This window comes from Escherichia sp. SCLE84 (assembly GCF_012584495.1).
Lineage (GTDB): Bacteria > Pseudomonadota > Gammaproteobacteria > Enterobacterales > Enterobacteriaceae > ECMA0423.
Genome location: NZ_CP051430.1, coordinates 3,232,437 through 3,257,775, shown reverse-complemented (window position 1 = coordinate 3,257,775; position 25,339 = coordinate 3,232,437). Strand labels below are relative to the sequence as shown.

Below are 25,339 nucleotides of genomic sequence, written 5' to 3'. Positions count from 1 at the left end.
CCTTCACCACGTATGCTTTGCGTCACCTTACTATTAGGACGCTTTAGCCCATGTCCCGCTTTTTAATTTGTAGTTTTGCCCTGGTTTTACTTTATCCCGCCGGGATTGATATGTACCTCGTTGGTTTACCGCGCATCGCCGACGATCTCAATGCCAGCGAAGCGCAGTTGCATATTGCGTTCTCCGTTTATCTGGCGGGCATGGCAGCTGCGATGTTATTTGCCGGTAAAGTGGCCGATCGTTCAGGGAGAAAGCCTGTCGCCATCCCCGGCGCGGCGCTATTTATTATCGCTTCGGTGTTCTGTTCACTGGCTGAAACCAGCACGTTATTTCTTGCAGGCCGATTTCTACAGGGGTTGGGCGCAGGCTGTTGTTACGTAGTGGCGTTCGCCATTTTGCGCGACACGCTGGATGATCGACGTCGGGCTAAAGTGCTGTCATTACTCAACGGTATTACCTGCATCATTCCGGTGTTAGCGCCAGTGCTCGGACATCTGATTATGCTTAAATTCCCGTGGCAGAGTCTGTTCTGGGCGATGGCAATGATGGGCATCGCGGTACTGATGTTGTCTTTGTTTATTTTAAAAGAAACGCGCCCAGCGTCCCCCGCTGCTTCGGACAAACCACGAGAAAATAGCGAGTCGCTGCTTAATCGGTTTTTCCTCAGCCGTGTTGTTATCACCACCCTCAGCGTTTCGGTGATCCTCACTTTCGTCAATACATCGCCGGTATTGCTGATGGAAATCATGGGTTTTGAGCGCGGAGAATACGCCACCATTATGGCGTTGACTGCTGGCGTCAGCATGACCGTTTCATTCTCCACGCCATTTGCGCTGGGAATTTTTAAGCCACGTACGTTGATGATCACCTCGCAGGTGTTATTCCTTGCAGCGGGGATCACCCTTGCCGTTTCACCTTCCCATGCGGTTTCTCTGTTTGGTATCACGCTGATTTGCGCCGGTTTCTCGGTAGGTTTTGGCGTAGCGATGAGTCAGGCGTTAGGACCATTTTCATTACGCGCGGGCGTAGCCAGCTCGACCTTAGGTATTGCGCAGGTTTGCGGTTCGTCACTGTGGATTTGGCTGGCAGCGGTGGTTGGTATCGGCGCATGGAATATGCTGATCGGGATTCTGATTGCCTGTAGCATAGTGAGCCTGTTGCTGATTATGTTCGTCGCGCCTGGACGCCCCGTTGCCGCTCATGAAGAAATCCATCACCACGCTTGATCTCAATCTGCTGCTCTGTCTGCAACTGCTGATGCAGGAGCGCAGCGTGACCAAAGCGGCGAAGCGGATGAACGTGACCCCTTCAGCGGTGAGTAAGTCGCTGGCAAAGTTAAGAGCGTGGTTTGACGACCCGCTCTTTGTGAACTCACCGCTGGGCCTGTCGCCCACACCGCTAATGGTCAGCATGGAGCAAAATCTGGCGGAATGGATGCAAATGAGCAATCTGCTGCTGGATAAACCGCACCACCAGACACCGCGCGGCCTGAAGTTTGAGTTGGCGGCGGAATCGCCGCTGATGATGATCATGCTTAATGCGCTGTCGAAACGGATCTACCAACGTTACCCGCAGGCGACCATCAAACTACGTAACTGGGATTACGATTCCTTAGATGCCATTACTCGTGGTGAAGTGGATATTGGTTTTTCCGGTCGCGAAAGCCATCCTCGCTCGCGGGAGCTGTTAAGCTCGCTACCGTTAGCCATTGATTATGAAGTGCTGTTTAGTGATGTACCCTGCGTCTGGTTACGCAAAGATCATCCGGCACTGCATGAAACGTGGAATCTGGACACCTTTTTACGTTATCCGCATATCAGCATTTGCTGGGAACAGAGCGACACCTGGGCGCTGGACAATGTGTTACAGGAGCTGGGGCGCGAACGCACGATTGCTATGAGCCTGCCGGAATTTGAGCAGTCACTGTTTATGGCAGCGCAACCCGACAATCTGCTACTGGCGACCGCGCCGCGCTACTGTCAGTACTACAATCAACTCCATCAACTGCCGTTGGTTGCTCTTCCTCTCCCGTTTGACGAAAGCCAGCAAAAAAAGCTGGAAGTTCCTTTTACCCTGCTGTGGCATAAACGGAACAGCCATAATCCGAAGATCGTCTGGTTACGGGAAACCATTAAAAACCTTTACGCGTCGATGGCATAACCGAATCGTATGAAACGCGACCCAATTTCACAATAAAATGTAAAAAAGTTGTAATAAGCTTGTCTGAATCGAACTTTTAGCCGCTTTAGTCTGTCCATCATTCCAGTAAATGATTACTCTTGTATTCATAATGGACCATTAAGCATGGAGCGAAAAATGGCGACTCACTTTGCCCGAGGGATTTTAACGGAAGGACATCTGATTTCTGTTCGTCTCCCCTCCCAGTGTCATCAAGAAGCCCGAAACATTCCCCCTCATCGTCAAAGCCGTTTTCTGGCGTCTAGAGGTTTACTCGCAGAACTGATGTTCATGCTGTATGGCATTGGCGAATTGCCGGAAATCGTCACCCTGCCGAAAGGTAAACCGGTTTTCAGTGATAAAAATTTGCCTTCGTTTTCTATTTCCTATGCCGGGAATATGGTTGGCGTGGCGTTAACAACCGAAGGTGAATGTGGTCTCGATATGGAACTACAGCGTGCGACGCGCGGGTTTCATAGCCCACACGCGCCCGATAACCACACCTTTTCCAGCAATGAATCGCTATGGATCAGTAAACAAAACGATCCTAACGAAGCGCGGGCGCAGCTCATCACGCTGCGCCGAAGCGTGCTAAAACTAACCGGTGATGTTTTGAATGACGATCCGCGCGATCTGCAGCTGCTGCCCATTGCCGGACGCCTGAAATGTGCTCATGTAAATCATGTAGAAGCGTTATGCGACGCGGAGGACGTGCTGGTGTGGTCCGTGGCGGTCACGCCCACGATTGAAAAGCTCAGTGTCTGGGAGTTCGATGGCAAACACGGCTGGAAAAGCCTGCCGGATATTCACAGCCGCGCCAACAATCCTACCAGCCGGATGATGCGTTTTGCCCAGCTCTCTACCGTGAAGGCTTTTTCGCCAAATTGATAGACAACCACAGGAGTCATCATGTCTGAAAAATTGCAGGTGGTTACGTTACTGGGGAGCCTGCGCAAAGGCTCATTTAATGGCATGGTTGCACGTACCCTGCCGAAAATTGCTCCGGCGAGCATGGAAGTCAATGCGTTACCTTCCATTGCCGACATTCCCTTGTATGACGCTGACGTACAGCAGGAAGAAGGTTTTCCAGCAACGGTTGAAGCTCTGGCGGAACAGATCCGTCAGGCTGACGGTGTGGTGATCGTCACGCCGGAATATAACTACTCGGTACCGGGTGGGCTGAAAAATGCCATCGACTGGCTTTCCCGCCTGCCGGATCAACCGCTGGCCGGTAAACCGGTGTTGATTCAGACCAGCTCAATGGGCGTGATTGGCGGCGCGCGCTGTCAGTATCACCTGCGCCAGATTCTGGTTTTCCTCGATGCAATGGTGATGAACAAGCCGGAATTTATGGGCGGCGTGATTCAGAACAAAGTTGATCCGCAAACCGGAGAAGTGATTGATCAGGGTACGCTGGACCACCTGACCGGGCAATTGACCGCATTTGGTGAGTTTATTCAGCGAGTTAAGATCTAAATAAAAAACCCGCCAGCAATCATGCATGGCGGGTTTTTAACGCGCTATCGATTTTAGTGAGCGTCGATAAAGACAATCTTCAGGATAAACAGCAGCGCAACGATGATTACGCACGGGCTTAGATCACGCAGACGTCCGGTACCGATTTTCATCACGCAGTAGGAGATAAAGCCCAGCGCGATACCTTCGGTAATCGAGAAGCTGAACGGCATCATCACGGCGGTAATAAACGCCGGAACAGATTCAGTAAGATCCTGCCAGTTCACGCGTGCCAGACTGGAAGTCATCAGCACGCCAACGTAAATCAGCGCACCAGCTGCAGCGTAGCCTGGCACCATCCCCGCCAGCGGCGACAGAAAGATAACCAGCAGGAACAGCAGACCAACAACCACTGCCGTCAGACCGGTACGACCGCCAACCGATACGCCGGAAGAGGACTCAATATAAGCCGTAACGGAAGAAGTACCGATAAACGAACCGGTCACGGAAGAGATACTGTCGACATACAGCGCCTGCTTCATGCGCGGGAATTTACCCTTCTCATCCGCCAGGCCTGCTTTATCGGTCACGCCAATCAGCGTACCGGAGGAGTCAAACAGGTTGACCAGCATGAAAGAGAAAATCACCCCTGCCAGCCCGAGGTTAAACGACCCGGCTAAATCTACATGACCCACAACTGTCATTACGCTCGGCGGCGCAGAAACGATGCCATTGTAGTGCACATCACCCAGCATCCAGCCCAGCAGCGTCGTCACCACGATAGAAACCAGCACCGCTGCGTGAATGTTGCGCGAGGCCAGAATAGCAATGATGAAGAAGCCGAGGATCCCCAGCAGCACGCTGTGAGAAGTCAGGTTACCGATGCTGACCAGCGTTTCCGGGTTAGCGACAATCACACCTGCATTCTTCAGTCCCATCATACCAATGAACAGACCGATACCGCTGGTGATGCCCACACGCAGACTTACCGGAATGTTGGCAATCATCCAGTAGCGAACGCGGAAAATCGTCAGTAACAGCAGACCAATCGCACCCCAGAAGATTGCGCCCATCCCGACTTGCCACGGCAAGCCCATCGCCTGTACAACGACAAAAGCGAAGAACGCATTCAGGCCCATAGCGGGTGCCAGTGCAACTGGCAGGTTAGCAAACAGTCCCATCATAATACTGCCGAATGCAGCGATCAGACAGGTAGTGACGAAGACGGCGCTGGTATCCATGCCAGCAACGCCAAGAATTTGCGGGTTAACAAAAACGATGTAAACCATCGTCAGGAAGGTGGTAAAACCGGCGATCACTTCGGTCCGTGCCGTCGTGCCATGTTCGCGCAGTTTAAACACGCGTTCCAGCATCCCCTGGCCAGAAGCCTGGGTTGTGTGTTGTTGACTCATTATCTATTTCCGAACAAGGAGGGAAAATCCGTCGCTATCGTATACCAAAATGAGACAATATGGACGGCTGAAGATAACTTTTTTTCATTGTATTTGCTTATACGGCAACGATTGCGTCATGCGAATTGGCATGACGAAAACGTTAAACTAACGATAAAGGAAAGACATGTCCCAGATAGAAGCGGTATTTTTCGACTGCGACGGTACGCTGGTCGACAGTGAAGTCATTTGCTCCCGCGCATATGTAACGATGTTTCAGGAATTTGGTATTACGCTCGATCCTGAAGAGGTATTCAAACGTTTCAAAGGTGTAAAACTGTACGAAATTATCGATATTGTTTCCCTTGAACATGGTGTTACGTTAGCGAAAACAGAAGCTGAACACGTTTACCGTGCAGAAGTCGCTCGGCTGTTCGATTCAGAACTGGAAGCCATCGAAGGGGCTGGAGCGCTCCTGTCAGCGATCACTGCGCCAATGTGTGTGGTATCTAACGGCCCAAATAACAAAATGCAGCATTCTATGGGCAAGCTGAATATGTTGCACTACTTCCCGGATAAACTGTTCAGCGGCTACGATATTCAGCGCTGGAAGCCAGACCCGGCGTTAATGTTCCATGCGGCAAAAGCGATGAATGTAAATGTAGAAAACTGCATTCTGGTTGATGACTCAGTTGCCGGTGCGCAATCTGGTATCGACGCAGGTATGGAAGTGTTCTACTTCTGCGCCGACCCGCACAATAAGCCGATCGTTCACCCGAAAGTCACCACCTTTACCCATCTTTCGCAGTTACCGGAACTGTGGAAAGCGCGTGGTTGGGATATTACGGCATAGTTCTTCACACTCCCTTCACTTACCCCGCTTAAATTGGCGCTCAAAGGTAAGTAAAGGGAGTTTGATATGTCTGTTTCACGTCGGGTAATACATCACGGACTTTATTTTGCGGTTTTAGGACCGTTAATTGGTGTTCTGTTTCTTGTCCTCTACATATTCTTCGCAAAAGAACCGCTGGTTCTTTTGCGAAGAATACAGGTACTTCCATTGTTTCTCTTATTGTCGATTACTACGGGAGTTATTCCTGCATTGTTAACCGGCGTGATGGTCGCCTGTCTGCCGGAAAAGATCGGGTCACAGAAAAATTATCGTTGTCTGGCTGGTGGCATAGGTGGCGTCGTTATCACCGAAATCTATTGTGCAGTTATTGTACATATTAAGGGCATGGCTTCCTCGGAGTTGTTTGAAAACATTCTTTCTGGTGACAGTCTCGTTGTCCGCATCATTCCTGCATTGCTGGCAGGTGTGGTGATGAGCAGAATCATTACCCGTCTGCCCGGATTGGATATTTCATGTCCTGAAACAGACTCTTTAAGTTAAGCGGGATACTTTATCTTTGGGCTACTCAAAAGCAGACAGGATGTTACTATGACTCAAAATATCAGGCCGTTACCCCAATTCAAATATCATCCCAAGCCACTGGAAACAGGCGCATTTGAACAGGATAAAACCGTAGAGTGCGATTGCTGTGAACAACAGACGTCAGTTTATTACTCGGGTCCCTTTTATTGCGTTGATGAAGTTGAACATCTCTGTCCGTGGTGTATTGCGGACGGTTCTGCTGCTGAAAAGTTTGCAGGTAGTTTTCAGGATGATGCCAGCATAGAAGGTGTTGAATTTGAGTATGATGAAGAGGACGAATTTGCCGGTATTAAGAACACATATCCTGATGAAATGCTGAAAGAGTTGGTTGAACGCACGCCAGGTTATCATGGATGGCAACAGGAATTCTGGCTTGCGCATTGTGGCGATTTCTGTGCTTTTATCGGCTATGTGGGCTGGAATGATATAAAAGATCGCCTCGATGAATTTGCCAACCTTGAAGAAGATTGTGAGAATTTCGGTATTAGAAATTCTGATCTAGCTAAATGCCTGCAAAAGGGTGGTGATTGTCAGGGTTATCTCTTCCGCTGTCTCCACTGCGGCAAGCTGAGACTGTGGGGTGATTTTTCGTAGTTATTTAAATAATGAGAACAGGCCGGAGCGTAATTCATACATCCGGCCTTATTTCTTCAGCTTAACCGAGCGCTAATTCTGCGGCAGCGGCTTTATCAGCGATTACCATCAGCGAAGGATGCAGCTGCAACACGGAAGCTGGAACATCTTCGGTAACCGGACCTTGCAGAACATTTTTCAGTGCCTGCGCTTTACCTGCGCCACTGACAATTATCAGCAAGTTTTTCGCCGCCATGATGCTTTTCGGCCCCATCGTCACGTAGCTGTCAGGCACTAACGAAAAGTCGCCGCCCAACTCACCATGCGCCACAATATCAACCATCTCTCCCTGGATCGGGAACTCCACGGTTTGCTCATGGAAATGGGTCGTATTCGGCAAATTGCCACAAAAATGACCATCTGCACCTAATCCCAGCACCACCAAATCCAGGCCGCCTTCACGCGCCAGTTTCTGATCATGCTCGCGGTAGTTATCAATAGTGAGCTTCTGGATATTCTCTTCTTTGATCCCCGCAGGGGTGAAAAACAGATTACGCAGATTGGTAATCGTTACACCTTCTCCCTCTTTGCCGCGAAAGGGAATTTCATCGAAATTATAGAAATAGCAGTTATCGTACCAGGGCTTACCTTTAACCAGGGTGGTGAGGTATTCATACATGCCTTTGGGCGTGCTACCGGCGGTAATTGCCAGGTTAACACGACGCGTCTTCGACATATAACCAAGCAGATGGTGTGCCGCGACACGGCTCATTTCCTGGTAATCTTCGGTAATGATTAATTTCATCTTAGTGCCTTATTTTATTTAAATAATTTCTGTATGAAGGCTGCATAGGCAGGCCGCCAGACATCCATTTCATGGTTCAGGCCGGGATATTCCTGGTAATCAAACTTAATTTTTTTCTGCTCAAGCTCAGTTTTCAGCCCGGCGATATCCTTGCCGGTTACGACATCTTTATCACCAACGACCACAGTAAAATTACGTAGTTGCTGGTTAATAGCTGCCGGATCGTTCAGCCGGGCCGCGACACCTTCATCCGGTACGGTTGTCGTGGTAACACCACTGAATGTGGCCAGCCAGCCAAAGCTTTCCAGATGATTCATTCCCGATACCAGCGCCTGATACCCACCTTGTGAAAGCCCTGCCAGTGCGCGACCATCGGCATCTTTACTGACGTTAAAACGCTTGCTAATCAGCGGGATAATATCGTTCATCAGTTCGCGATCTGCCGCTTTAGCATTCAGCGGATAAAAGACTTTACGTCTTTCCTGAGGCACGAAATCTTCGGGAATAATGCCCTTCGCATCGGTTTCGGTATCCGGGATCACCACCAGCATCGGTTTAATTTTCCCTTCAGCCAGCAGGTTATCCATGATTTGCGGGATACGCCCCTGATCGATAGCGGAACGTCCGGTATCACCAAAACCGTGATAGAAATAGAGCACTGGCAAAGGCTCGCCCATGCCGGTGTATCCTGGCGGGGTCCAGACATACATCTGACGTTCAGATTGCAATGCGTTGGAGTGGTAAGTTATGGCGATCAAATCACCATGCGCAACAGAACGCGTATCCAGATAACTGCCTGGCACCAGAATCATACTGGAGTTAACCTGGCGCTGAGGCTTAGTCATTGCGGTGCCTGTATCAATGCTGCGTACACCATCAACATTGAAAAAATACTCGTACAGGTTGCCTTTCAGGATAGGTGTGCGCCACGACCAGACTCCTGCTTCGTCTTTGGTCATCGGGTGAATATTGTCCAGAACCGGAACACCCACCACTACAGAGACATTTTTTGCCCCAGGGGCAAAGTAGCGAAAGGTCACGCTGTTATCGGCATTGACCTGAGTCACATACTGTTTCACCGGGATAGTGGGTGCCGGGCTGGCTGGCATATCCGCTGCTATGGCCCACTGAGCAGAAATACCGCTGGCAATAGCCAGCGTTAAAGCAGCAATTTTTATATTCATCGTAATATTCCTTTCATTAAGTTCCATTACCACCAGATTTCAGCCTGGGCACCGACAGCAAACTGGTCGTCTTTATTGTCTTCGAAGGTGAAGCCATCCAGTTCGTTTTCCAGGGCTTTGATATACGTGGCGTAGAAACGAATTTCCGGACGCGAGGTCAACATACTGGTATTGACTTTAAAGGTATGGAAGAGCGTGGTTTTATAACCAGACTCATTAAATTTATTACTATTCGCATCTTTGTTTTGCTGGGTGAAATAGCCCAGTTCAACACCTGTCTGGTTATATTGGTCCCAAATATAGGCCGGGCGAACAACCGCACGAATAGATTCGAAATCAGAGTGTGCGCCTGTTTCGTAGCTATAAATATCGTTACCGAAGGAGTAAACAATCGCGTTAGCCACAATGAAATGATCGCCGATATAGGCTTCGCCCTGTGAAGTCAGACGAACTGCTGTTCCGCCGGTGTGATCACCATAATAACGACCATTAAAGGTGGTAAATGGACTTGCGCCAGCATAACGGCCAAAGTTACTGGCGATAGAGTTATTCGCAACCAGGAAGGAGAATTCGTTGAAGCCACCTTTATCAAATTTCTGCGTTAAAGATGTGCCAAACATCCAGGTATCTTTCCAGTCATAATAGCCGTTATTATCCTGATTATCTTTTTCCGATGCGCTTTCGTTTGCCGTGACATAACGACCACTCACCATTAAGGTCGCTTTATCCCATAACGGGATATCTTTATAGCGTAAATCAATAGTATTGGTATTAATCTGCTGTTTGTTTTGCAGGCTGCGATCGTAATCATCGACATCTTCGCGAACCAGCGCGATATCAATTTTACCCGGACCGACTTTCCAGTTTTCCAGACCTACACCCGCTGCGGCATCAGTACGCTGCGTTTTCCAGTCCAGCATCTGGATTTCAATTTTCGGCGCACCGTGTTTACCCACCCAGAAATCAGCCTCTGGCGCAAAGGGCAGGAAACCTTTGGTGGTAACGTACATATCGGAGAACTGCATAAAGTTCTCGCCACCGGCGTTATCGCCAAACCAGCCGGTAGAGTACTGCTGACCAACGTTACCATCCATCATCACAACGGCATCAACCCGTTTGCCGTTTTCGTTGTAGACACGTTGTTTTAACTGCAAATCAAACCAGCCGGAGTATTCGTTACCAAAGCGGCCCAGAGAACCAATCGCCCATGATTTAGGTGAACCATGAGAGGCGGTCCCCCAACCAGAACGGTAATAGCCGTTGTAACTAAAGCCAATTTCATCTTTCACAAACTTACTGAAATCTTTCAGAGTCATGGAAGAATAAATCGAGCCTGTCTCACTGGCATTTTTCTCTTCATTTTTGACCAGTACAGCATCAGGTTTTGCGGCACTACTGGTCGGGAACGGATTGGCGGCATACCCTTGATCATTCGTACTTACGCTACGATTCACCGTCGCTGGCGTATATTTTTTCTTCTCTTCATCTTTATACTTTTTGAGTTCGCTTTGCGTTTCTCTTAACGCTTTTTCTAATAACTCAAGGCGATGTTCCACCGTTAATGATTCAGCCAATGATTGTGCAGAAAAGGCTAACGGTGCCATTAATAAGATGGCAGAGGTAATAAGATTTCGTCTAAACATAATATCCCTTTATGGTGCAAAGAAAGAATTAACGTATCGCATCCAGACTGTTCTGAATGCGACGATAATTAAGGTGCTTTATTGGTTATTTTTTTAATGACAGCCCCCGCGTTTTGATCACTTCTGCATACCATCCGAAGCTTTTCTTACGCGTTCTTGTGAGGCTTCCTTCGCCATTATCATCACGATCCACATAAATAAAGCCGTAGCGCTTAGACATTTGTGAATGAGATGCACTGACTAAATCAATTGGCCCCCAACTGGTGTACCCCATAATATCCACACCATCGGCAATCGCTTCATTTACCTGTACCAGGTGATCGTTTAAATAGGCAATTCGATAATCGTCCTGTATCGAACCATCCGCTTCAACGCTGTCTTTTGCGCCTAATCCGTTCTCGACAATAAATAACGGTTTTTGATAACGATCCCAAAGCGTATTTAACAGAACCCGTAATCCAACCGGATCAATTTGCCACCCCCACTCTGAACTTTTCAGATGCGGATTGGGGATCATATTCAGTATGTTGCCCTGCGCATTTTTATTAATGCTTTCGTCGTGGGAAACACAACCAGTCATGTAATAACTAAAAGAGATGAAATCTACGGTATGTTTTAAATCTTCTGCGTCACTTTCAGTCATCTCAATGGTGATATTGTGGTCGCGGAAGAAACGCTGCATATAGCCGGGATACTGACCACGCGCCTGAACATCACCAAAGAACATCCAGCGCCGGTTCTCTTCCATGGCCTCCAACATATCCTGTGGCTGGCAGGTGAGGGGGTAAACCAGCCCGCCGAGAAGCATATTGCCGATTTTCGCTTCGGGGATCAGGCTATGACAGGCTTTAACTGCCCGCGCACTGGCAACCAGTTGATGATGGATCGCCTGATAAACTTCCGCCTCGCCACTCTCTTCTGCCAGCCCCACGCCCGTGAATGGCGCGTGTAACGACATATTGATTTCATTAAACGTCAGCCATAACGCTACTTTATGTTGGTAGCGGGTAAAGACCGTGCGGGCGTAATGCTCGAAGTGATCGATGACCGCCCGATTAGCCCAACCGCCGTAGTTTTTCACCAGCCCATATGGCATTTCGTAATGGGATAACGTTACCAGCGGCTTGATCCCCGCCTGCGCCATTTCATCAAACAGCCGATCGTAAAACGCTAACCCCGCTTCATTCGGTTCGGCTTCGTCGCCCTGAGGGAAAATTCGCGCCCAGGCAATGGAAATACGCAGACAGGTGAAGCCCATCTCGGCAAATAACGCGATATCTTCCGGGTAACGGTGATAAAAATCGATGGCGACATCTTTGATATTCTCTTTCCCCAGGATGCGCGGTTCCATTTTTCCCATTACGCCATGAGGCTGTAAATCTGAGGTCGTGATCCCTTTGCCATCTTCCAGCCAGGCACCTTCCACCTGATTGGCAGCTGTTGCGCCACCCCAAAGAAATGTTTCTGGAAATGCTTTCATAATTAACTCCTTTTATCGTTAGCGAATGATGGATAACAGCGGCTCACCAGCGCTTATCTGCGCCGTGCCGTGGGGTAATACGTCTGTAAAATCATCGCTATTACTGATTAATACCGGCGTCGTCAGATCAAATCCGGCCTCGCGAATAGCAGGGATATCAAAAGAAATCAGCCGATCGCCTGTATTGACCTTGTCACCCACGTTGACGTGAGCGGAAAAGAATTTGCCGTCCAGTTTTACGGTGTCGATACCGACATGAATCAGGATCTCCACACCATCATCTGACTCAATGCCAATAGCGTGTAATGTGGCGAACAACGAAGCAATTCGACCCGCAACCGGAGAACGCACTTCACCAACCGAGGGCAGAATGGCGATACCTTTACCCAACAGGCCACTGGCAAACGTGGTATCAGCGACGTGAATGAGCGGCACAATCTCTCCCGTCATCGGTGAACAGATACCGCCCTGCTCAGGTGGTGTAATAACCTCTGGTGTTTTCTCTTGCGGGGCACCCTGCGCTGGCTGACGTTTAGCGGTGATGAAATGAAGCATCACCGTACCGACAAATGCGCAACCGATGGCAATGACACCGCCAATAACGCTGGCCCAGACGGTGAAATCAATTCCCGTTGACGGGATGGTTTGCATGAAGGTGAAAATACTTGGCAAACCAAAGGAGTACACTTTCGTTTGCGCGTAGCCAATGATGGTGGCCCCCAAAGCCCCACTGATACAGGCGATAACAAAGGGGTACTTACGCGGCAGATTAACGCCATATACCGCTGGTTCGGTGATACCAAACAGGCCCGTCAACGCCGCTGATCCCGCCACCACTTTTTTCTGCGCATCGCGTTCGCAGAGGAAGACGCCGAGCGCCGCCCCGACCTGCGCCATAATGGCGGGCATTAACAGCGGGATCATGGTGTCGTAGCCCAGCACGGTGAAGTTATTGATACACAGCGGCACCAGGCCCCAGTGCAGTCCGAACATGACGAAGATTTGCCAGAAGCCGCCCATTACCGCGCCCGCAAATGCAGGAACCGCCTGATAAAGCCAGAGATAACCGGCGGCAATCAGTTCGCTTATCCAGGTTGATAGCGGCCCCACCAGCAGAAAGGTGACGGGTGTGATAACCATCAGACATAGCAATGGTGTGAAGAAATTTTTGATTGCCGACGGTAACCACGCATTAAGTCGGCGTTCCAGAATGCTGCACAACCAGGCAGAAAAAATAATGGGAATAACCGATGACGAGTAATTCAACAATGTGACCGGAATACCCAGGAAATCCAGCCCCAGCTCATCCGCTTTTTGCCCGTTCTCGAAAGCAGTCAGAATTAATGGATGCACTAACGCTCCACCAATCACCATGGCAGTAAATGGATTACCGCCGAAGCGTTTCCCCGCGGTGTATCCCAGGATTATCGGGAAGAACCAAAACAAGGCATCACTGGCGCTGAATAAAATTAAATAAGTACCACTTTGTTCGGTCGTCCACTGAAAAGTGAGCGCCAGAGCCAGCATACCTTTCAGGATCCCGGTTGCCGCCATCAAACCGATCAGAGGCGTAAAAATACCTGAAATAACATAAACAAAGCGGTTTAGCAGATTACCTTTCTCATCATTTTCCGGTGCCTGTTGCGCTTTTTCGCCAAGGCCTGCCACGCTGTTGACCGCCAGGAAGACATCGGCCACATGGTTACCTATGACCACCTGAAACTGGCCACCGCTTTCCACCACCATAATAATACCGGGGGTGTTTTTCAGTACCTCAGCTTGCGCTTTGCTTTCATCCTTTAACTTAAAACGTAATCGCGTTGCGCAATGCATCAGACTAACAATGTTATCTGCGCCCCCGACTCCTGCGACTATTTTTCTGGCTAACTCCGTCATAACTTGCCCTCTACCGCTTTGCGGCAAAACTCCAAAAAAAACCTGAAAAAAACGGCCTGACGTGAATCAAGCAATTTTTTTCAGGTTTTGCCCGCTTAGTGCGGTAACAATCCTTTACTCAGTAATAATATTTCAGTGTTCTTTGCGCACGCGCTCTATATTTATGGCTAAAAACATAATCTCTGCGGGTGAAATTTTACGTTGATACTGCAAACCAATAAAAATGGCGATCCGTTCCGCACATTGCCATGCTTGCGGGTAATTTTGTTTTACTGCTTGTTGTAATGATTCATCACTATCGTTAATTGAAGCATGTTCAAGAATACGCCAGGATAAAAACTTCAGATGTGTAACCAGTCGCTGATAACTCAAGCTTTCTTCCTGGTAATTAAGGCTGAACTGAAATTTTATTAATTGCAGCATTTCGCGCATTAACTGCGTGACACCTGCAACATCCTCCATATTTCCGCTCATTTGGGCACTGACCAGATGCATGGCAATAAAGCCCACTTCATCTTTCGGTAACTGCACGCCCAACCGTTTATCAATAATGGTTAACGCTTCTTCCCCTAGCTGGAACTCTTTCGGGTAAAGCCGCTGGATATCCCACAGCAACGGGTTGGGCAGCAACACGTTTTGCTGAAAGCGTTTAATCGCAAACTGGCAATGGTCAGTTAGCGAGATATAAATACTGTCCTGTAATTTTCCCAAGCGCTCCTGCGCTAAAGAGATAATACGATCACAGGTTGCCATCACCTCAAGAGGAATATGACTTAAGAGTTCGCTTAATCACCCGTTCAGTTCATGACTGCTCAAGGCATACTCTTTTTCTATTCCACTTGAGTTAATTCTTTCGCCAGCGCGTTTTTGAAAGCCAATTCCTCGCCCCATGACGACTTTTTCCCGCTGTTGATCATCAATAACCACCACAACATTATTGTTGAGAATTTTGGTGATTTGCATGTTCATAGCAAGGACCTTTTTTATAAACAAAAAAACCCGACTTCACCAGTATTCTCTGGTTATGTCAGGTTTTGCCTGCGAATGCAGTAACAATCCAGTCATTTATTAATGGTTTTTATAACGAACATCCAGGTTCGGAAATTAATTTAATTGCGTGCAGAGAAAATAGCAATGCGCTATTGATAAAAATATGACCATGCTCGCAGTTATTAACTTTGTGTAATTTTAGGAATTTATAAAGTTATATATAACAAATCCCAATAATTAAGTTATTGGGATTTGTCTGGTGAATTATTTGTCGCTATCTTTTCCCGCCAGCAGTTTATCCAGCTCATCACCGCCTACATGACGGAAATCCTGCCCCTTCACGTAGTAGAAGATAAACTCACAAATATTCTGGCAGCGGTCGCCAATACGTTCGATAGAACGCGCGCAGAACAGCGCAGTAAGTACGCTCGGAATGGTACGCGAATCTTCCATCATGTAGGTCATCAGTTGACGAACAATACCTTCGTATTCCTGATCGACTTTTTTATCTTCACGATAAATACGTACCGCTTCGTCAATGTCCATCCGCGCGAACGCGTCCAGCACGTCGTGCAGCATCTGGATGGTATGACGGCCCAGCGACTCCAGACTTACCAGCAACGGCTGATGCTGCTGGGAGAATTTCTCCAGCGCAGTACGGCAGATTTTGTCCGCCACGTCGCCAATACGCTCCAGCTCGGCAATGGTTTTACTGATCACCATAACCAGTCGCAGGTCGCTCGCCGTCGGCTGACGTTTGGCGATAATGCGCACGCAGGCTTCATCGATCGCCACTTCCATCATGTTGACGTTCTTGTCGCCTTCGATCACGCGCTTCGCCAGATCGCTGTCCTGGTTATGCATCGCGGTGATTGCATCAGAAAGCTGCTGCTCCACCATGCCGCCCATGGTCATCACCTGCGTGCGGATACTTTCCAGTTCGGCGTTGAACTGGCCGGAAATATGTTTATTAAGATTGAGACTGTCCATAACGCACTCCTGAATCAACCGTAACGACCGGTGATGTAGTCTTCTGTTTGTTTCTTCGCTGGCTTGGTGAACAGATCGTCCGTGTTGCTGAACTCAATCAATTCGCCCAGGTACATAAACGCCGTGTGGTCGGAACAACGCGCAGCCTGCTGCATGTTGTGGGTGACGATCACCACGGTGTAATCCTGCTTCAGTTCGGTGATCAGCTCTTCAATACGCCCGGTAGAGATAGGGTCGAGCGCCGAACACGGTTCGTCGAGCAGCAGCACTTCCGGGCGAATGGCGATACCACGCGCAATACACAGACGCTGTTGCTGACCACCAGAGAGAGAGTAACCGCTCTGGTGCAATTTATCTTTGGTTTCGTTCCACAATGCGGCTTTGGTCAATGCCCACTGCACGCGCTCGTCCATGTCGGCACGGGAGAGCTTCTCAAACAGACGAACGCCAAAAGCGATGTTGTCGTAGATGGACATCGGAAACGGCGTCGGTTTCTGGAACACCATGCCCACTTTCGCACGCAGCAGGGCGATATCCTGAGAGTTGGTCAGGATGTTGTCGCCATCAAGCAGAATTTCACCTTCCGCACGCTGCTCCGGGTACAGTTCAAACATTTTGTTGAAGGTACGCAGCAGCGTCGATTTACCGCAGCCGGACGGCCCGATAAACGCCGTTACCTGGTTTTTAGCGATATCCAGGTTGATGTTTTTCAGGGCATGGAATTTGCCGTAGTAGAAGTTCAAATTACGAACCTGAATTTTACTCGGGGCAGTTTCAACCATACTCATTGCAATCTTTTCCTCATCGTGCCTGATGCACTTCGCGAATCAGGCTTACCGTAGGCCGGATAAGGCGTTCACGCCGCATCCGGCAAAGTGTTAACCGTGTTTATTCTTCGCAAAAACAACGCGCGCCAGAATGTTCAGCAGCAGTACGCACAGGGTAATAATCAACACCCCGGCCCAGGCCAGTTGCTGCCATTCTGCAAACGGGCTCATCGCAAACTTAAAGATCGTCACCGGCAGGTTGGCGATCGGCTGCATCATGTCCGTGCTCCAGAACTGGTTGGAGAGCGCGGTAAACAGCAGCGGCGCGGTTTCACCGGCAATACGGGCAATCGCCAGCAGGATACCGGTCATGATCCCGGACACCGACGCTTTCAGCGTAATCGCGGAGATCATTTTCCACTTCGGTGTACCCAGCGCATAAGCCGCTTCACGCAGGCTGTCCGGCACCAGTTTCAGCATGTTCTCGGTGGTGCGGATAACAATCGGCACCTGCAACAGCGCCAGCGCAATTACACCCGCCCAGCCAGAGAAGTGCTCCATCTGCGCCACCACGATGGTGTAAACAAACAGACCAACCACAATCGACGGCGCGGAGAGCAGAATGTCGTTAATGAAGCGAATCACTTCTGCCAGCCAGGATTTACGACCATATTCCGCCAGATAAATCCCCGCCATAATGCCCAGCGGCGTACCGAATACCGTGGCCCACAAAATTAACAGCCCGCTACCCGCCAGGGCGTTCGCCAGACCACCACCTTCCGTATTGGGCGGCGGCGTCATTTCAGTGAACAGCGCCAGCGACATACCGTCGATACCGCGAGTGATGGTGGACATTAAAATCCAGATCAGCCAGAACAGGCCGAAGGCCATCGTCGCCATCGAGAGCGTCAGCGCAATACGGTTTTTGAGGCGGCGACGCGCCTGCATTTTGCGGCGAGATTCAGCCAGCGCCGCAGTGGTTTGCATTTCAACCATAGCCATTAGCGTGCCCCCTCATTCTTAGCCAGGCGCATAATCATAAACTTCGATGCGGCGAGGACGATGAAGGTAATCACAAACAGGATCAGGCCCAGTTCCATCAGTGCGGCAACGTGCAGACCGGATTCCGCTTCCGCAAATTCGTTCGCCAGCGCAGAGGTGATACTGTTGCCCGGCATATACAGCGAGGCGCTGTCGAGCTGGTAGGTGTTACCGATGATAAAGGTCACCGCCATGGTTTCACCGAGCGCGCGGCCCAGCCCCAGCATGATGCCGCCGATAACACCATTTTTGGTGAACGGAAGAACGATACGCCAGATAACTTCCCAGGTGGTGCAGCCAATACCGTAGGCCGACTCTTTCATCATCACCGGGGTTTGTTCGAACACATCACGCATTACCGCCGCAATGTACGGAATAATCATGATGGCGAGGATCACGCCTGCCGCGAGGATACCGATACCAAATGCGGGGCCAGAGAACAGCGCGCCAACAATCGGGATATTCGACATGATATTGCCGACCGGCTCCTGAAAGTAAACGGCGAACAGCGGCGCAAAGATAAACAGGCCCCACATGCCGTAAACGATACTTGGAATGGCTGCCAGCAGCTCAATGGCGATACCCAGCGGGCGTTTCAGCCAGCCAGGCGCAAGCTCAGTCAGGAACAGGGCGATACCGAAACTCACCGGGACGGCGATCAGCAGCGCGATAAACGAAGTCACCAACGTACCGTAGATCGGCACCAGCGCCCCGTAGATATCGTTCGGTGCATCCCACTCTTTGGTCCATAGGAAAGCCAGACCAAATTTCTGAATGCTCGGCCAGGAGGAGATGATCAGAGAGACAATAATGCCACCCAACATCAATAGCACAATCAGCGCCGCCAGTTTTACCAGCACGCTGAAAATTATGTCGCCCTTTTTACCCGGTGGGTTAAAAGCAGGCTTGGTTGCAGCCATAAGTTACTCTTCAGTTAAACGCGTTTACAAAGTCATTTTGTAATGCCGGATGCGGCGTAAAACACCGTACCCGGCCTGGAGTTTTATTAGTACAGCGGCTTACCGCTACTGTCTTTAATATTGGTCTTCCACGCAGCGCGAACCTGTTCAACTACGCTATCCGGCAGGCTGGCGTAATCCAGGTCGTTCGCCTGTTTAGCCCCGGTTTTGTAAGCCCAGTCGAAGAACTTCAGCACTTCTGTGCCTTGTTCTGGTTTCTTCTGATCTTTGTGGATCAGAATGAACGTGGTAGAGGTAATAGGCCATGCATCTTCGCCTTTCTGGTTGGTCAGATCCTGAGCGAAGGTTTTGCTCCAGTCTGCACCTTTTGCTGCATTAGCGAAGTTTTCTTCGGTCGGACTAACCGGTTTACCATCAGCGGAGATCAGTTTGGTGTACGCCAGGTTGTTCTGCTTCGCGTAAGCATATTCAACATAACCAATTGCACCCGGCAGACGCTGAACGAACGCGGCGATACCGTCGTTACCTTTACCGCCCAGACCGATCGGCCATTTTACGGTAGAGCCAGTACCAACGTTGTTTTTCCACTCTTCGTTCACTTTCGCCAGGTAGCTGGTGAAGACGAAGGAAGTCCCGGAGCCATCTGCGCGGCGTACTACAGCAATGTTTTGTGAAGGCAGTTTCAGACCCGGATTCAGTTTGGCGATGGCTTCATCATCCCACTTCTTGATTTTGCCCAGGTAGATGTCGCCGAGGGTTTTACCATCCAGCACCAGTTCGCCAGACTTCAGCCCTGGAATGTTAACCGCCAGCACCACGCCGCCAATCACGGTCGGGAACTGGAACAGACCTTCCTGAGCCAGTTTTTCGTCAGACAGCGGCGCGTCAGAGGCACCAAAATCAACGGTATTAGCGATAATCTGTTTTACGCCACCGGAAGAACCGATACCCTGGTAGTTAACTTTATTACCGGTTTCTTTCTGGTAAGTGTCAGCCCATTTGGCATACACCGGCGCAGGGAAGGTTGCACCTGCACCTGTCAGGCTTGCTTCTGCAAACACAGAGAAAGCGCTCATCGATAAGGTCGCGGCGACAACAGTTGCGACGGTGGTACGCATAACTTTCATAATGTCTCCTGGGAGGATTCATAAAGCATTGTTTGTTGGCTACGAGAAGCAAAATAGGACAAACAGGTGACAGTTATATGTAAGGAATATGACATTTTTATGACAGAAAGGAATTATCAAATAACTTACTGATTTTAAATGTGAAGATGAAAATCCCACATGTCATCTTTTTGTCATGATGCATTTAAAAGTGATAAAGAAATGGGTGAGATGACAACGATGTGATGAACAATCGTTGTCAGACCTATTAGCGCACAATCTCAACAGTTATCGTCGCTGTTGCAGTAAATTGCCCCGGGGCTGGGCGAGCTCCAGTAAGGCTCGCAGGAGCAGCTGAAAAAGTTACACTACCTGATTTTTCACCATACACTGTTGATTTACCCATGTCTGTTGGCAACTCACCACCGTTCACTTTGATTTCCTTATTATTTTTGTCGTAAATTTTTATCCCCACGTTAGAGTTTGAAGTTACGACCATTGAATTGTCCGTATTGGGTTCGGTAGCATAAAAAGACGTACTGATATCATCGGTATTCAGTATCCCCAGGTTTTCACACTCAATAGTGACCGTTTTAGTAATTTTATGTGTTGTTACCGCACTTCCAACAACAGATGAAAAATCTGCAGCTGGTATTTCTTTAAAATCAAAATAAACTGGCTGTAAATTATTTATTTCGCAACTTTGCGGAGCTGTAATATCGCCCCGAATATAAACATCAGCCATCGGCTGTGAGTAATCCACCGGGGGGTCACGGCTAATTGTTCCATACAATGTCACTATCTTTGTTTCAGGAATAATCAATTTTCCTGCAAATGTCTTCTTGATATAAAAATATACTATCGCTTTAGCCCCACTAGATATACTTAAAGGTTCAATGCGGTTGCAATTGTACTTTGTATTACCAGACGGGTTGTTAGCATGATATTCAAAAGGTGCATTCACATACCCAACCCCAAGAATATCTATAGCAATCCCAACATCAAGGTTCGGATTAAGATCATAATAATTAATATTAGAGTGAACCCCAGCATAAGTTAATGCCAGGTTTATTTTTGACGTATAATAGATATAGGGGAATTCTCCTACGTTACCAGTATCACAATGACAGCGTCCAGGATATGAGGATCCATTAGTTACAGTGGTGTTAAATGTCGTTCCAACCTTATTTTCGTTCGCGGTAATAAGATATCCCGAGAAATCAAGCGTACTGTGAAATACGCCATTATCAGGGGTACAGATACCTTTAGGAGCTGCAAGTGCTACACTACTTAACGAGAGCATAAACACAGCAAAGCACCACTGTTTGATATACTTGTTCATAAAAATCCTTTTAATGACATGTCACACCCTGTTCAATTAATCCGCTCTCACTTTCTGGTGTCGAAAGTGAATAATTGAAGATGCATTTTGTTGAGGCGTTTTCTCCCCAGGATAACGTAACCTGTCCTTTTTCTGGTAGACCAGAAAGATAAAGTTCGCCACGGTCACCGACAATTCCTGAATCTGCCAAACTTGCATCTTGTATCGCAGCAATGGCTCCAAAAGGTACCGGTTTACCATTTGCATTTAACACTCTGAAGAGAACGCGATAACCCACATGAGTCACAAACTCCGCTTTAACCACTGCACCACGCGTGGGAACCATCGTAACGACGGTATTATCAAGTTCTATATTCGACTTCGAGAAATAGTTATCGCTGATTGCTACCCGATTTTCATCATAAGGGTTTAGCTGTGTCTTGACCGTATAGCCGCGCCAGTCCGTCGCAGCACCGCGCATATTATCTATTTCTAACCCGGCGGCCCCAGGTGCTTTAACAAGAGCAATAGTTTCACCTAACTCCTGACTTAACGTTACCCCTTCGCTGTGTGCCAGAATTCCCCCTCTGATACCATAATTCAGCCTCTGGGAATTTTGGCTGTAGTTATAGCTGCCGTTCACCGTGCCATAAGAGCCATCATAGGTCAGGGACATATTACCGCCAACCTCATCATCATGACTGTTATAGGACTGCATTAAATTCCATGAAAGGTTATTTCTTTCCAGCGCCGTACCGCTGAGTCCGAGTTGATGTGAGCTACCGGAATTATCGTTTTGCGAAACAGAATAGGTGGCGTAACTATTACCCCACCAGCCCGATAAAGGAACAGATAAAGAGAGCATGTAGATCTGCTCACTGGTGTTATCACTGGCATGGTTGTTCCCCGTCCCCTGTCTGGCAGTATTGGAATAACTCCAGGAGACGTTCCACGAGAGACGCTTCCAGCTACTGCTGTAGCCAAATTGCATTAATCGTTCGACATCATCGGTATGCCAGTATTGTTGCCGGCTTAATGTCAGGTATAAATTGCCATAATCTCTCCCCAACGACTGCGTTAGCGTTCCCTCCACGCGACTACGTCGGTTACCTGTTTCCCAAAAGTCTTCAGGGCTGTTGCGCCGCGATGCCCACTCATTGAGGGTATAGTAGCCCTCGGTGGAGTAACGATAGCCAACCAGGCGCAAGCTAGTGTCTGTGTCGTCAAATCGTTTTGAATAGAGAAAGCGATATGACTGACCCGTTTCTGTATCATCATGGCTAAAATTCGCACGAGCATGTGTCACATCGAAAGAAATTGCGCCCAAAGCGCCAAGATCTTTACCGACACCCAGAGCTGCAGAACCATAATTTTCAGCAGCCTGCATACCTCCATATAAAGTGATCCCGTGGGAAAAACCATGAAGTATTTGCGCCTGAAGGACGTCCGGTGTAAATCCGTCTTCATCGCGCAATTCACCCACGCTGACATCAACATCTGTCTGACCTTCACGTTTAAGAATCGCCAATGAAGCATAAGGTTGGGTGAATCGTTGTTCGCTACCGTCTTCTTCTTTGATGGTTACGTCCAAATCGCCACCTGTACTGGCGGTGTTGAGATCGGTGATCTCAAAAGCACCTTGTGGAACGGCAGACTGATAAATCACGTAGCCATTCTGCCGAATGATGACGGTGGCGTTGGACTTTGCAATCCCACGAACCACAGGAGCAAAGCCATTCTGGCTGGCGGGTAGCATATCGTTATCAGTATACAAACGCGCGCCGCGAATTTGCGTACTGTCGAAAATATCGCTCGCCGTCCACGTATCACCAATCATAATCTGGCTTCTTAACGCGGCAATATCGCGCTGTATCCAGGTACTAATGGAGTTGTATTCCGCACGGCCATCGCTGGTGTTTAAAGTACTGTAATTACGTAGCCGCCACGGTCCAATATTCAGTCCATTGCGCAGATTGAGATAACTGGTATCTGTCTCTTGTGAACCATAATCTGAACGTAGTGTATGTGAACCAGAAAAATCGTAGTTGATGGTGAGCGCGTTAATCCCCTCATCCCAACGCGTGGGGCTGATGTAATCATAAGCCATCGCGTCCATGTAGATTTGGGGAATGGATATATTCAGCTGCAATTTATCACTGTCAAACTGCCAGGATGAGCCTTCAATACGTGGAGCAGGATCGAGGCAAACCGTCTCATCCACATCATTGAACGATTTGAGCGCATCAACTTTTATGCCAAAGGAGGACAGTGTTTTTTTAATGGCAATAAAGCATGCGTGCAGATCAGCATCTGGATTATCCTGAACAAATGTCACATCCTGACGTTCAAACATTTTACCGTTGATAAAAATATCAACGCTATAAACACCTGGGGGCATCAGGTTTGCCCGATTAAACTGGCGAATATCGACTCCGGATTGATGGTCGATTTCCAGAAGCGCCGGATTGAATACACTGACCTCGGCCATCAGGTTTTGCGAGAAAATCAGACACGTCCCTGCCGTGAGGCCAACCACTATTCTGGTCGTCATCATAATACGCCTATCCTTATCCCTTGCTTACAGCGTCATTTTTATCGGGTCACTGACTGCGCCGTAATCATTAATAAATCGCCAGGTCATTTGGCCTCCCGCAGAATTAGCAGGTAAAGGTAACGTGAGCGTTTCAAAAGGACGGATCATATTGAGGGGCACATCATGGCCATCAACGATGACATCCATCACACTGATATGAATTGGGTTGGGATTCTCTGCTATCAGATTTCGCCCTTCCCGGCGCCATTTCACTTTCGGCGCAGCATCTTCGGGAATAAGGCGGATATTTGCTGGTCGCCAGAACAGCTTGATACGCGTTTTTACTGCTATTTCCAGCGAGTTCGTCGCTTTGTTGCTCGCTGATGGCGGAATATTTTTAATATTCAGCCAGAAGACTGACTCGCGATCATCAGGCAATGACACACCTTTGGTGTGAATAATGCGTAATATTTTTTCTTGCGAAGGTTCTAATCGTGATACTGGCGGAATAACGGTAAACGGCGCTTTGCTTTTATCCTCTTTATTAAATGGATCTACCCAAGCCTGGATGAGATAAGGTATTTTTTCTTCTTTGCTAAATACAGAAATAGATTTATCAGCATTATTACTTAAGTAAACCACCCGCGTACCACCAATGACAACGCCTGCATAAGTTAATGCTGGTTGGCCTAAAAAAACGCTGAGTATAATCGCGGTAAATAACTTACATGAAACTGTTGTTTTAAAGAGCCTGATTAAACAACTTTTTCTGGACATAACGACTCCCTGGCCAAAGCCAACTGAATAAAAAGGCCCTTGATAAATTATTTCTTATATTCGACAGTAAATTGTGAATCAGCGTTCGCCGTACCAGCCGTTACGGTCGCATTGGTTGCCACATAGCGTGCAATAAACTTCATTTCAGCCTTGCCTTCAGCATCGATAGCGGTATAAGCAGAGTCGTTATAAAGTTTAACCTGCGAATTATCGGACTGGTTAAAAATACGAATACCAACGCCGGTTGCCGCAATCGCTTGTCCTGTACCGGTAAAATCACCAGGGTTGCCTGCTGTAAGCGGCGTACCCACTTTCAGGTCGCCGTCGCCGCCAGGCGCTTCTGTACCATCAAAACGAACGGCTGCTTGAGTGTACGTTGCCGGGCAATTTTCAAGCTTAATACTGAACTTCTGTGGCGACGCCAGACTACCTACACCTGAAAATGCATTTTTACTGACTTTACCCAGTGGGACAATTTGATCGGCTGTATCGGAGGTAACTTCACAAGTAGTGTCGACAATTTCACCGACGAAGTGAACAACACCATCTTCTGCCAGTGCATGCCCGGCCAGCATTAGAGATGCCAGAGTGAATGCACCGCCTATAATATTACGCTTCATAAAAACTCCATTGATATAATATATCCTTTACCATGAATCATCACTTATATTAATAAGTGTATTTTTGATTCAAAGGAATAGTACACCAAAGAGACGGCTTTATCTAAAAATAATATTAATTACGCAAAAATAAAATATAAATTTATTGTTTAAATATTATTTAAACAGTAAAAAATCAAGTTTGTTATCAGACATTAATGATAATTCAGAATATATTTATATAGAAAGATAGAT

The 25,339-nt window shown here is 48.3% G+C and carries 22 protein-coding genes and 1 pseudogene; 7 read left to right on the top strand and 16 right to left on the bottom strand.

Annotated elements, in window-relative coordinates:
* Nucleotides 1-50 precede the first annotated feature (50 nt).
* The 4 genes from mdtL to yieF all read left to right on the top strand — a co-directional run bounded on the left by mdtL (nucleotide 51) and on the right by yieF (nucleotide 3,654).
* Nucleotides 51-1,226, top strand: a complete 1,176-nt coding sequence (mdtL, locus tag HGD79_RS15810; protein ID WP_000086024.1) for a multidrug efflux MFS transporter MdtL — start codon at nucleotides 51-53, stop codon at nucleotides 1,224-1,226.
* Entirely contained in the window at nucleotides 1,201-2,160 is a 960-nt protein-coding gene (gene yidZ / locus HGD79_RS15805) for an HTH-type transcriptional regulator YidZ (RefSeq protein WP_000748502.1), read from the top strand. Before mdtL ends, yidZ begins: the two co-directional genes overlap by 26 nt.
* Nucleotides 2,161-2,316: 156 nt before the next feature.
* Nucleotides 2,317-3,066, top strand: a complete 750-nt coding sequence (locus HGD79_RS15800; RefSeq protein ID WP_001349996.1) for a 4'-phosphopantetheinyl transferase superfamily protein — start codon at nucleotides 2,317-2,319, stop codon at nucleotides 3,064-3,066.
* A 21-nt stretch (nucleotides 3,067-3,087) separates the two neighbouring features.
* Nucleotides 3,088-3,654 (top strand): class I chromate reductase YieF, encoded by a 567-nt coding sequence (gene yieF, locus HGD79_RS15795; RefSeq protein ID WP_001291268.1) that lies wholly within the window; start codon nucleotides 3,088-3,090, stop codon nucleotides 3,652-3,654.
* Between the two features lie 53 nt (nucleotides 3,655-3,707).
* On the opposite strand, the gene adeP is transcribed toward yieF, so the two are convergent.
* On the bottom strand, nucleotides 3,708-5,045 hold the full coding sequence (adeP, locus tag HGD79_RS15790; protein ID WP_000082693.1) for an adenine permease AdeP: 1,338 nt from the start codon (nucleotides 5,043-5,045) through the stop codon (nucleotides 3,708-3,710).
* 166 nt (nucleotides 5,046-5,211) lie between these two features.
* Here adeP and yieH point away from each other — a divergent pair, with 166 nt between their 5' ends.
* The 3 genes from yieH (at nucleotide 5,212) to cbrC (ending at nucleotide 7,053) form a co-directional block, all read left to right on the top strand.
* Nucleotides 5,212-5,877, top strand: a complete 666-nt coding sequence (yieH, locus tag HGD79_RS15785; RefSeq protein ID WP_000078043.1) for a 6-phosphogluconate phosphatase — start codon at nucleotides 5,212-5,214, stop codon at nucleotides 5,875-5,877.
* Between the two features lie 66 nt (nucleotides 5,878-5,943).
* Entirely contained in the window at nucleotides 5,944-6,417 is a 474-nt protein-coding gene (locus tag HGD79_RS15780) for a hypothetical protein (protein ID WP_000116763.1), read from the top strand.
* A 48-nt stretch (nucleotides 6,418-6,465) separates the two neighbouring features.
* On the top strand, nucleotides 6,466-7,053 hold the full coding sequence (gene cbrC, locus HGD79_RS15775; protein ID WP_000193070.1) for a PF03691 family colicin E2 tolerance protein CbrC: 588 nt from the start codon (nucleotides 6,466-6,468) through the stop codon (nucleotides 7,051-7,053).
* 61 nt (nucleotides 7,054-7,114) lie between these two features.
* On the opposite strand, the gene HGD79_RS15770 is transcribed toward cbrC, so the two are convergent.
* The 15 genes and pseudogenes from HGD79_RS15770 to lpfA-O113 all read right to left on the bottom strand — a co-directional run bounded on the left by HGD79_RS15770 (nucleotide 7,115) and on the right by lpfA-O113 (nucleotide 25,105).
* Nucleotides 7,115-7,837 (bottom strand): glucosamine-6-phosphate deaminase, encoded by a 723-nt coding sequence (locus HGD79_RS15770; protein ID WP_000766900.1) that lies wholly within the window; start codon nucleotides 7,835-7,837, stop codon nucleotides 7,115-7,117.
* Between the two features lie 14 nt (nucleotides 7,838-7,851).
* The gene (locus HGD79_RS15765) at nucleotides 7,852-9,021 is read right to left on the bottom strand and encodes an esterase family protein (RefSeq protein WP_139496546.1); all 1,170 of its coding nucleotides are present in this window, start codon (nucleotides 9,019-9,021) and stop codon (nucleotides 7,852-7,854) included.
* 26 nt (nucleotides 9,022-9,047) lie between these two features.
* Nucleotides 9,048-10,664 carry a carbohydrate-specific porin BglH gene (gene bglH, locus HGD79_RS15760; protein WP_000489849.1) on the bottom strand — a complete coding sequence of 539 codons (1,617 nt, stop codon included), beginning with the start codon at nucleotides 10,662-10,664 and terminating at the stop codon, nucleotides 9,048-9,050.
* Nucleotides 10,665-10,749: 85 nt separating this feature from the next.
* A complete protein-coding gene (gene bglB / locus HGD79_RS15755) occupies nucleotides 10,750-12,144 on the bottom strand; it encodes a 6-phospho-beta-glucosidase BglB (RefSeq protein WP_000643210.1) in 1,395 nt (464 codons plus the stop codon).
* 18 nt (nucleotides 12,145-12,162) lie between these two features.
* Nucleotides 12,163-14,040 (bottom strand): PTS beta-glucoside transporter subunit IIABC, encoded by a 1,878-nt coding sequence (gene bglF, locus HGD79_RS15750; RefSeq protein WP_000137316.1) that lies wholly within the window; start codon nucleotides 14,038-14,040, stop codon nucleotides 12,163-12,165.
* Between the two features lie 132 nt (nucleotides 14,041-14,172).
* Nucleotides 14,173-15,009 (bottom strand): annotated as a pseudogene (gene bglG, locus HGD79_RS15745) (transcriptional antiterminator BglG).
* 285 nt (nucleotides 15,010-15,294) lie between these two features.
* Complete coding sequence (gene phoU, locus HGD79_RS15740; RefSeq protein ID WP_000377786.1) at nucleotides 15,295-16,020, bottom strand: phosphate signaling complex protein PhoU; 726 nt, start codon at nucleotides 16,018-16,020, stop codon at nucleotides 15,295-15,297.
* 14 nt (nucleotides 16,021-16,034) lie between these two features.
* A complete protein-coding gene (gene pstB, locus HGD79_RS15735) occupies nucleotides 16,035-16,808 on the bottom strand; it encodes a phosphate ABC transporter ATP-binding protein PstB (protein ID WP_000063125.1) in 774 nt (257 codons plus the stop codon).
* A gap of 90 nt (nucleotides 16,809-16,898) precedes the next feature.
* Nucleotides 16,899-17,789, bottom strand: a complete 891-nt coding sequence (gene pstA, locus HGD79_RS15730; protein ID WP_001251991.1) for a phosphate ABC transporter permease PstA — start codon at nucleotides 17,787-17,789, stop codon at nucleotides 16,899-16,901.
* Nucleotides 17,789-18,748 (bottom strand): phosphate ABC transporter permease PstC, encoded by a 960-nt coding sequence (pstC, locus tag HGD79_RS15725; protein WP_000741620.1) that lies wholly within the window; start codon nucleotides 18,746-18,748, stop codon nucleotides 17,789-17,791. Before pstC ends, pstA begins: the two co-directional genes overlap by 1 nt.
* Nucleotides 18,749-18,834: 86 nt before the next feature.
* The gene (gene pstS, locus HGD79_RS15720) at nucleotides 18,835-19,875 is read right to left on the bottom strand and encodes a phosphate ABC transporter substrate-binding protein PstS (protein ID WP_000867146.1); all 1,041 of its coding nucleotides are present in this window, start codon (nucleotides 19,873-19,875) and stop codon (nucleotides 18,835-18,837) included.
* A 247-nt stretch (nucleotides 19,876-20,122) separates the two neighbouring features.
* Nucleotides 20,123-21,196, bottom strand: a complete 1,074-nt coding sequence (lpfD-O113, locus tag HGD79_RS15715) for a long polar fimbrial minor subunit LpfD-O113 (RefSeq protein WP_168848436.1) — start codon at nucleotides 21,194-21,196, stop codon at nucleotides 20,123-20,125.
* Between the two features lie 10 nt (nucleotides 21,197-21,206).
* Nucleotides 21,207-23,729, bottom strand: a complete 2,523-nt coding sequence (gene lpfC-O113 / locus HGD79_RS15710) for a long polar fimbrial usher protein LpfC-O113 (RefSeq protein ID WP_000989215.1) — start codon at nucleotides 23,727-23,729, stop codon at nucleotides 21,207-21,209.
* A gap of 24 nt (nucleotides 23,730-23,753) precedes the next feature.
* Entirely contained in the window at nucleotides 23,754-24,485 is a 732-nt protein-coding gene (gene lpfB-O113 / locus HGD79_RS15705) for a long polar fimbrial chaperone LpfB-O113 (RefSeq protein ID WP_000088114.1), read from the bottom strand.
* Nucleotides 24,486-24,532: 47 nt separating this feature from the next.
* Nucleotides 24,533-25,105 carry a long polar fimbria major subunit LpfA-O113 gene (gene lpfA-O113 / locus HGD79_RS15700; protein ID WP_000827806.1) on the bottom strand — a complete coding sequence of 191 codons (573 nt, stop codon included), beginning with the start codon at nucleotides 25,103-25,105 and terminating at the stop codon, nucleotides 24,533-24,535.
* Between the last annotated feature and the right edge of the window lie 234 nt (nucleotides 25,106-25,339).

What these genes read in the sequence shown, in the direction of transcription:
- HGD79_RS15770 (WP_000766900.1), bottom strand. Translation starts at nt 7,837, where the DNA reads ATGAAATTAATCATTACCGAAGATTACCAGGAAATGAGCCGTGTCGCG.
- yieH (WP_000078043.1), top strand. Translation starts at nt 5,212, where the DNA reads ATGTCCCAGATAGAAGCGGTATTTTTCGACTGCGACGGTACGCTGGTC.
- cbrC (WP_000193070.1), top strand. Translation starts at nt 6,466, where the DNA reads ATGACTCAAAATATCAGGCCGTTACCCCAATTCAAATATCATCCCAAG.
- bglH (WP_000489849.1), bottom strand. Translation starts at nt 10,664, where the DNA reads ATGTTTAGACGAAATCTTATTACCTCTGCCATCTTATTAATGGCACCG.
- pstA (WP_001251991.1), bottom strand. Translation starts at nt 17,789, where the DNA reads ATGGCTATGGTTGAAATGCAAACCACTGCGGCGCTGGCTGAATCTCGC.
- phoU (WP_000377786.1), bottom strand. Translation starts at nt 16,020, where the DNA reads ATGGACAGTCTCAATCTTAATAAACATATTTCCGGCCAGTTCAACGCC.
- yidZ (WP_000748502.1), top strand. Translation starts at nt 1,201, where the DNA reads ATGAAGAAATCCATCACCACGCTTGATCTCAATCTGCTGCTCTGTCTG.
- lpfB-O113 (WP_000088114.1), bottom strand. Translation starts at nt 24,485, where the DNA reads ATGTCCAGAAAAAGTTGTTTAATCAGGCTCTTTAAAACAACAGTTTCA.
- HGD79_RS15800 (WP_001349996.1), top strand. Translation starts at nt 2,317, where the DNA reads ATGGCGACTCACTTTGCCCGAGGGATTTTAACGGAAGGACATCTGATT.
- pstC (WP_000741620.1), bottom strand. Translation starts at nt 18,748, where the DNA reads ATGGCTGCAACCAAGCCTGCTTTTAACCCACCGGGTAAAAAGGGCGAC.
- HGD79_RS15765 (WP_139496546.1), bottom strand. Translation starts at nt 9,021, where the DNA reads ATGAATATAAAAATTGCTGCTTTAACGCTGGCTATTGCCAGCGGTATT.
- bglF (WP_000137316.1), bottom strand. Translation starts at nt 14,040, where the DNA reads ATGACGGAGTTAGCCAGAAAAATAGTCGCAGGAGTCGGGGGCGCAGAT.
- pstB (WP_000063125.1), bottom strand. Translation starts at nt 16,808, where the DNA reads ATGAGTATGGTTGAAACTGCCCCGAGTAAAATTCAGGTTCGTAATTTG.
- lpfA-O113 (WP_000827806.1), bottom strand. Translation starts at nt 25,105, where the DNA reads ATGAAGCGTAATATTATAGGCGGTGCATTCACTCTGGCATCTCTAATG.
- lpfC-O113 (WP_000989215.1), bottom strand. Translation starts at nt 23,729, where the DNA reads ATGATGACGACCAGAATAGTGGTTGGCCTCACGGCAGGGACGTGTCTG.
- bglB (WP_000643210.1), bottom strand. Translation starts at nt 12,144, where the DNA reads ATGAAAGCATTTCCAGAAACATTTCTTTGGGGTGGCGCAACAGCTGCC.
- HGD79_RS15780 (WP_000116763.1), top strand. Translation starts at nt 5,944, where the DNA reads ATGTCTGTTTCACGTCGGGTAATACATCACGGACTTTATTTTGCGGTT.
- pstS (WP_000867146.1), bottom strand. Translation starts at nt 19,875, where the DNA reads ATGAAAGTTATGCGTACCACCGTCGCAACTGTTGTCGCCGCGACCTTA.
- lpfD-O113 (WP_168848436.1), bottom strand. Translation starts at nt 21,196, where the DNA reads ATGAACAAGTATATCAAACAGTGGTGCTTTGCTGTGTTTATGCTCTCG.
- adeP (WP_000082693.1), bottom strand. Translation starts at nt 5,045, where the DNA reads ATGAGTCAACAACACACAACCCAGGCTTCTGGCCAGGGGATGCTGGAA.
- yieF (WP_001291268.1), top strand. Translation starts at nt 3,088, where the DNA reads ATGTCTGAAAAATTGCAGGTGGTTACGTTACTGGGGAGCCTGCGCAAA.
- mdtL (WP_000086024.1), top strand. Translation starts at nt 51, where the DNA reads ATGTCCCGCTTTTTAATTTGTAGTTTTGCCCTGGTTTTACTTTATCCC.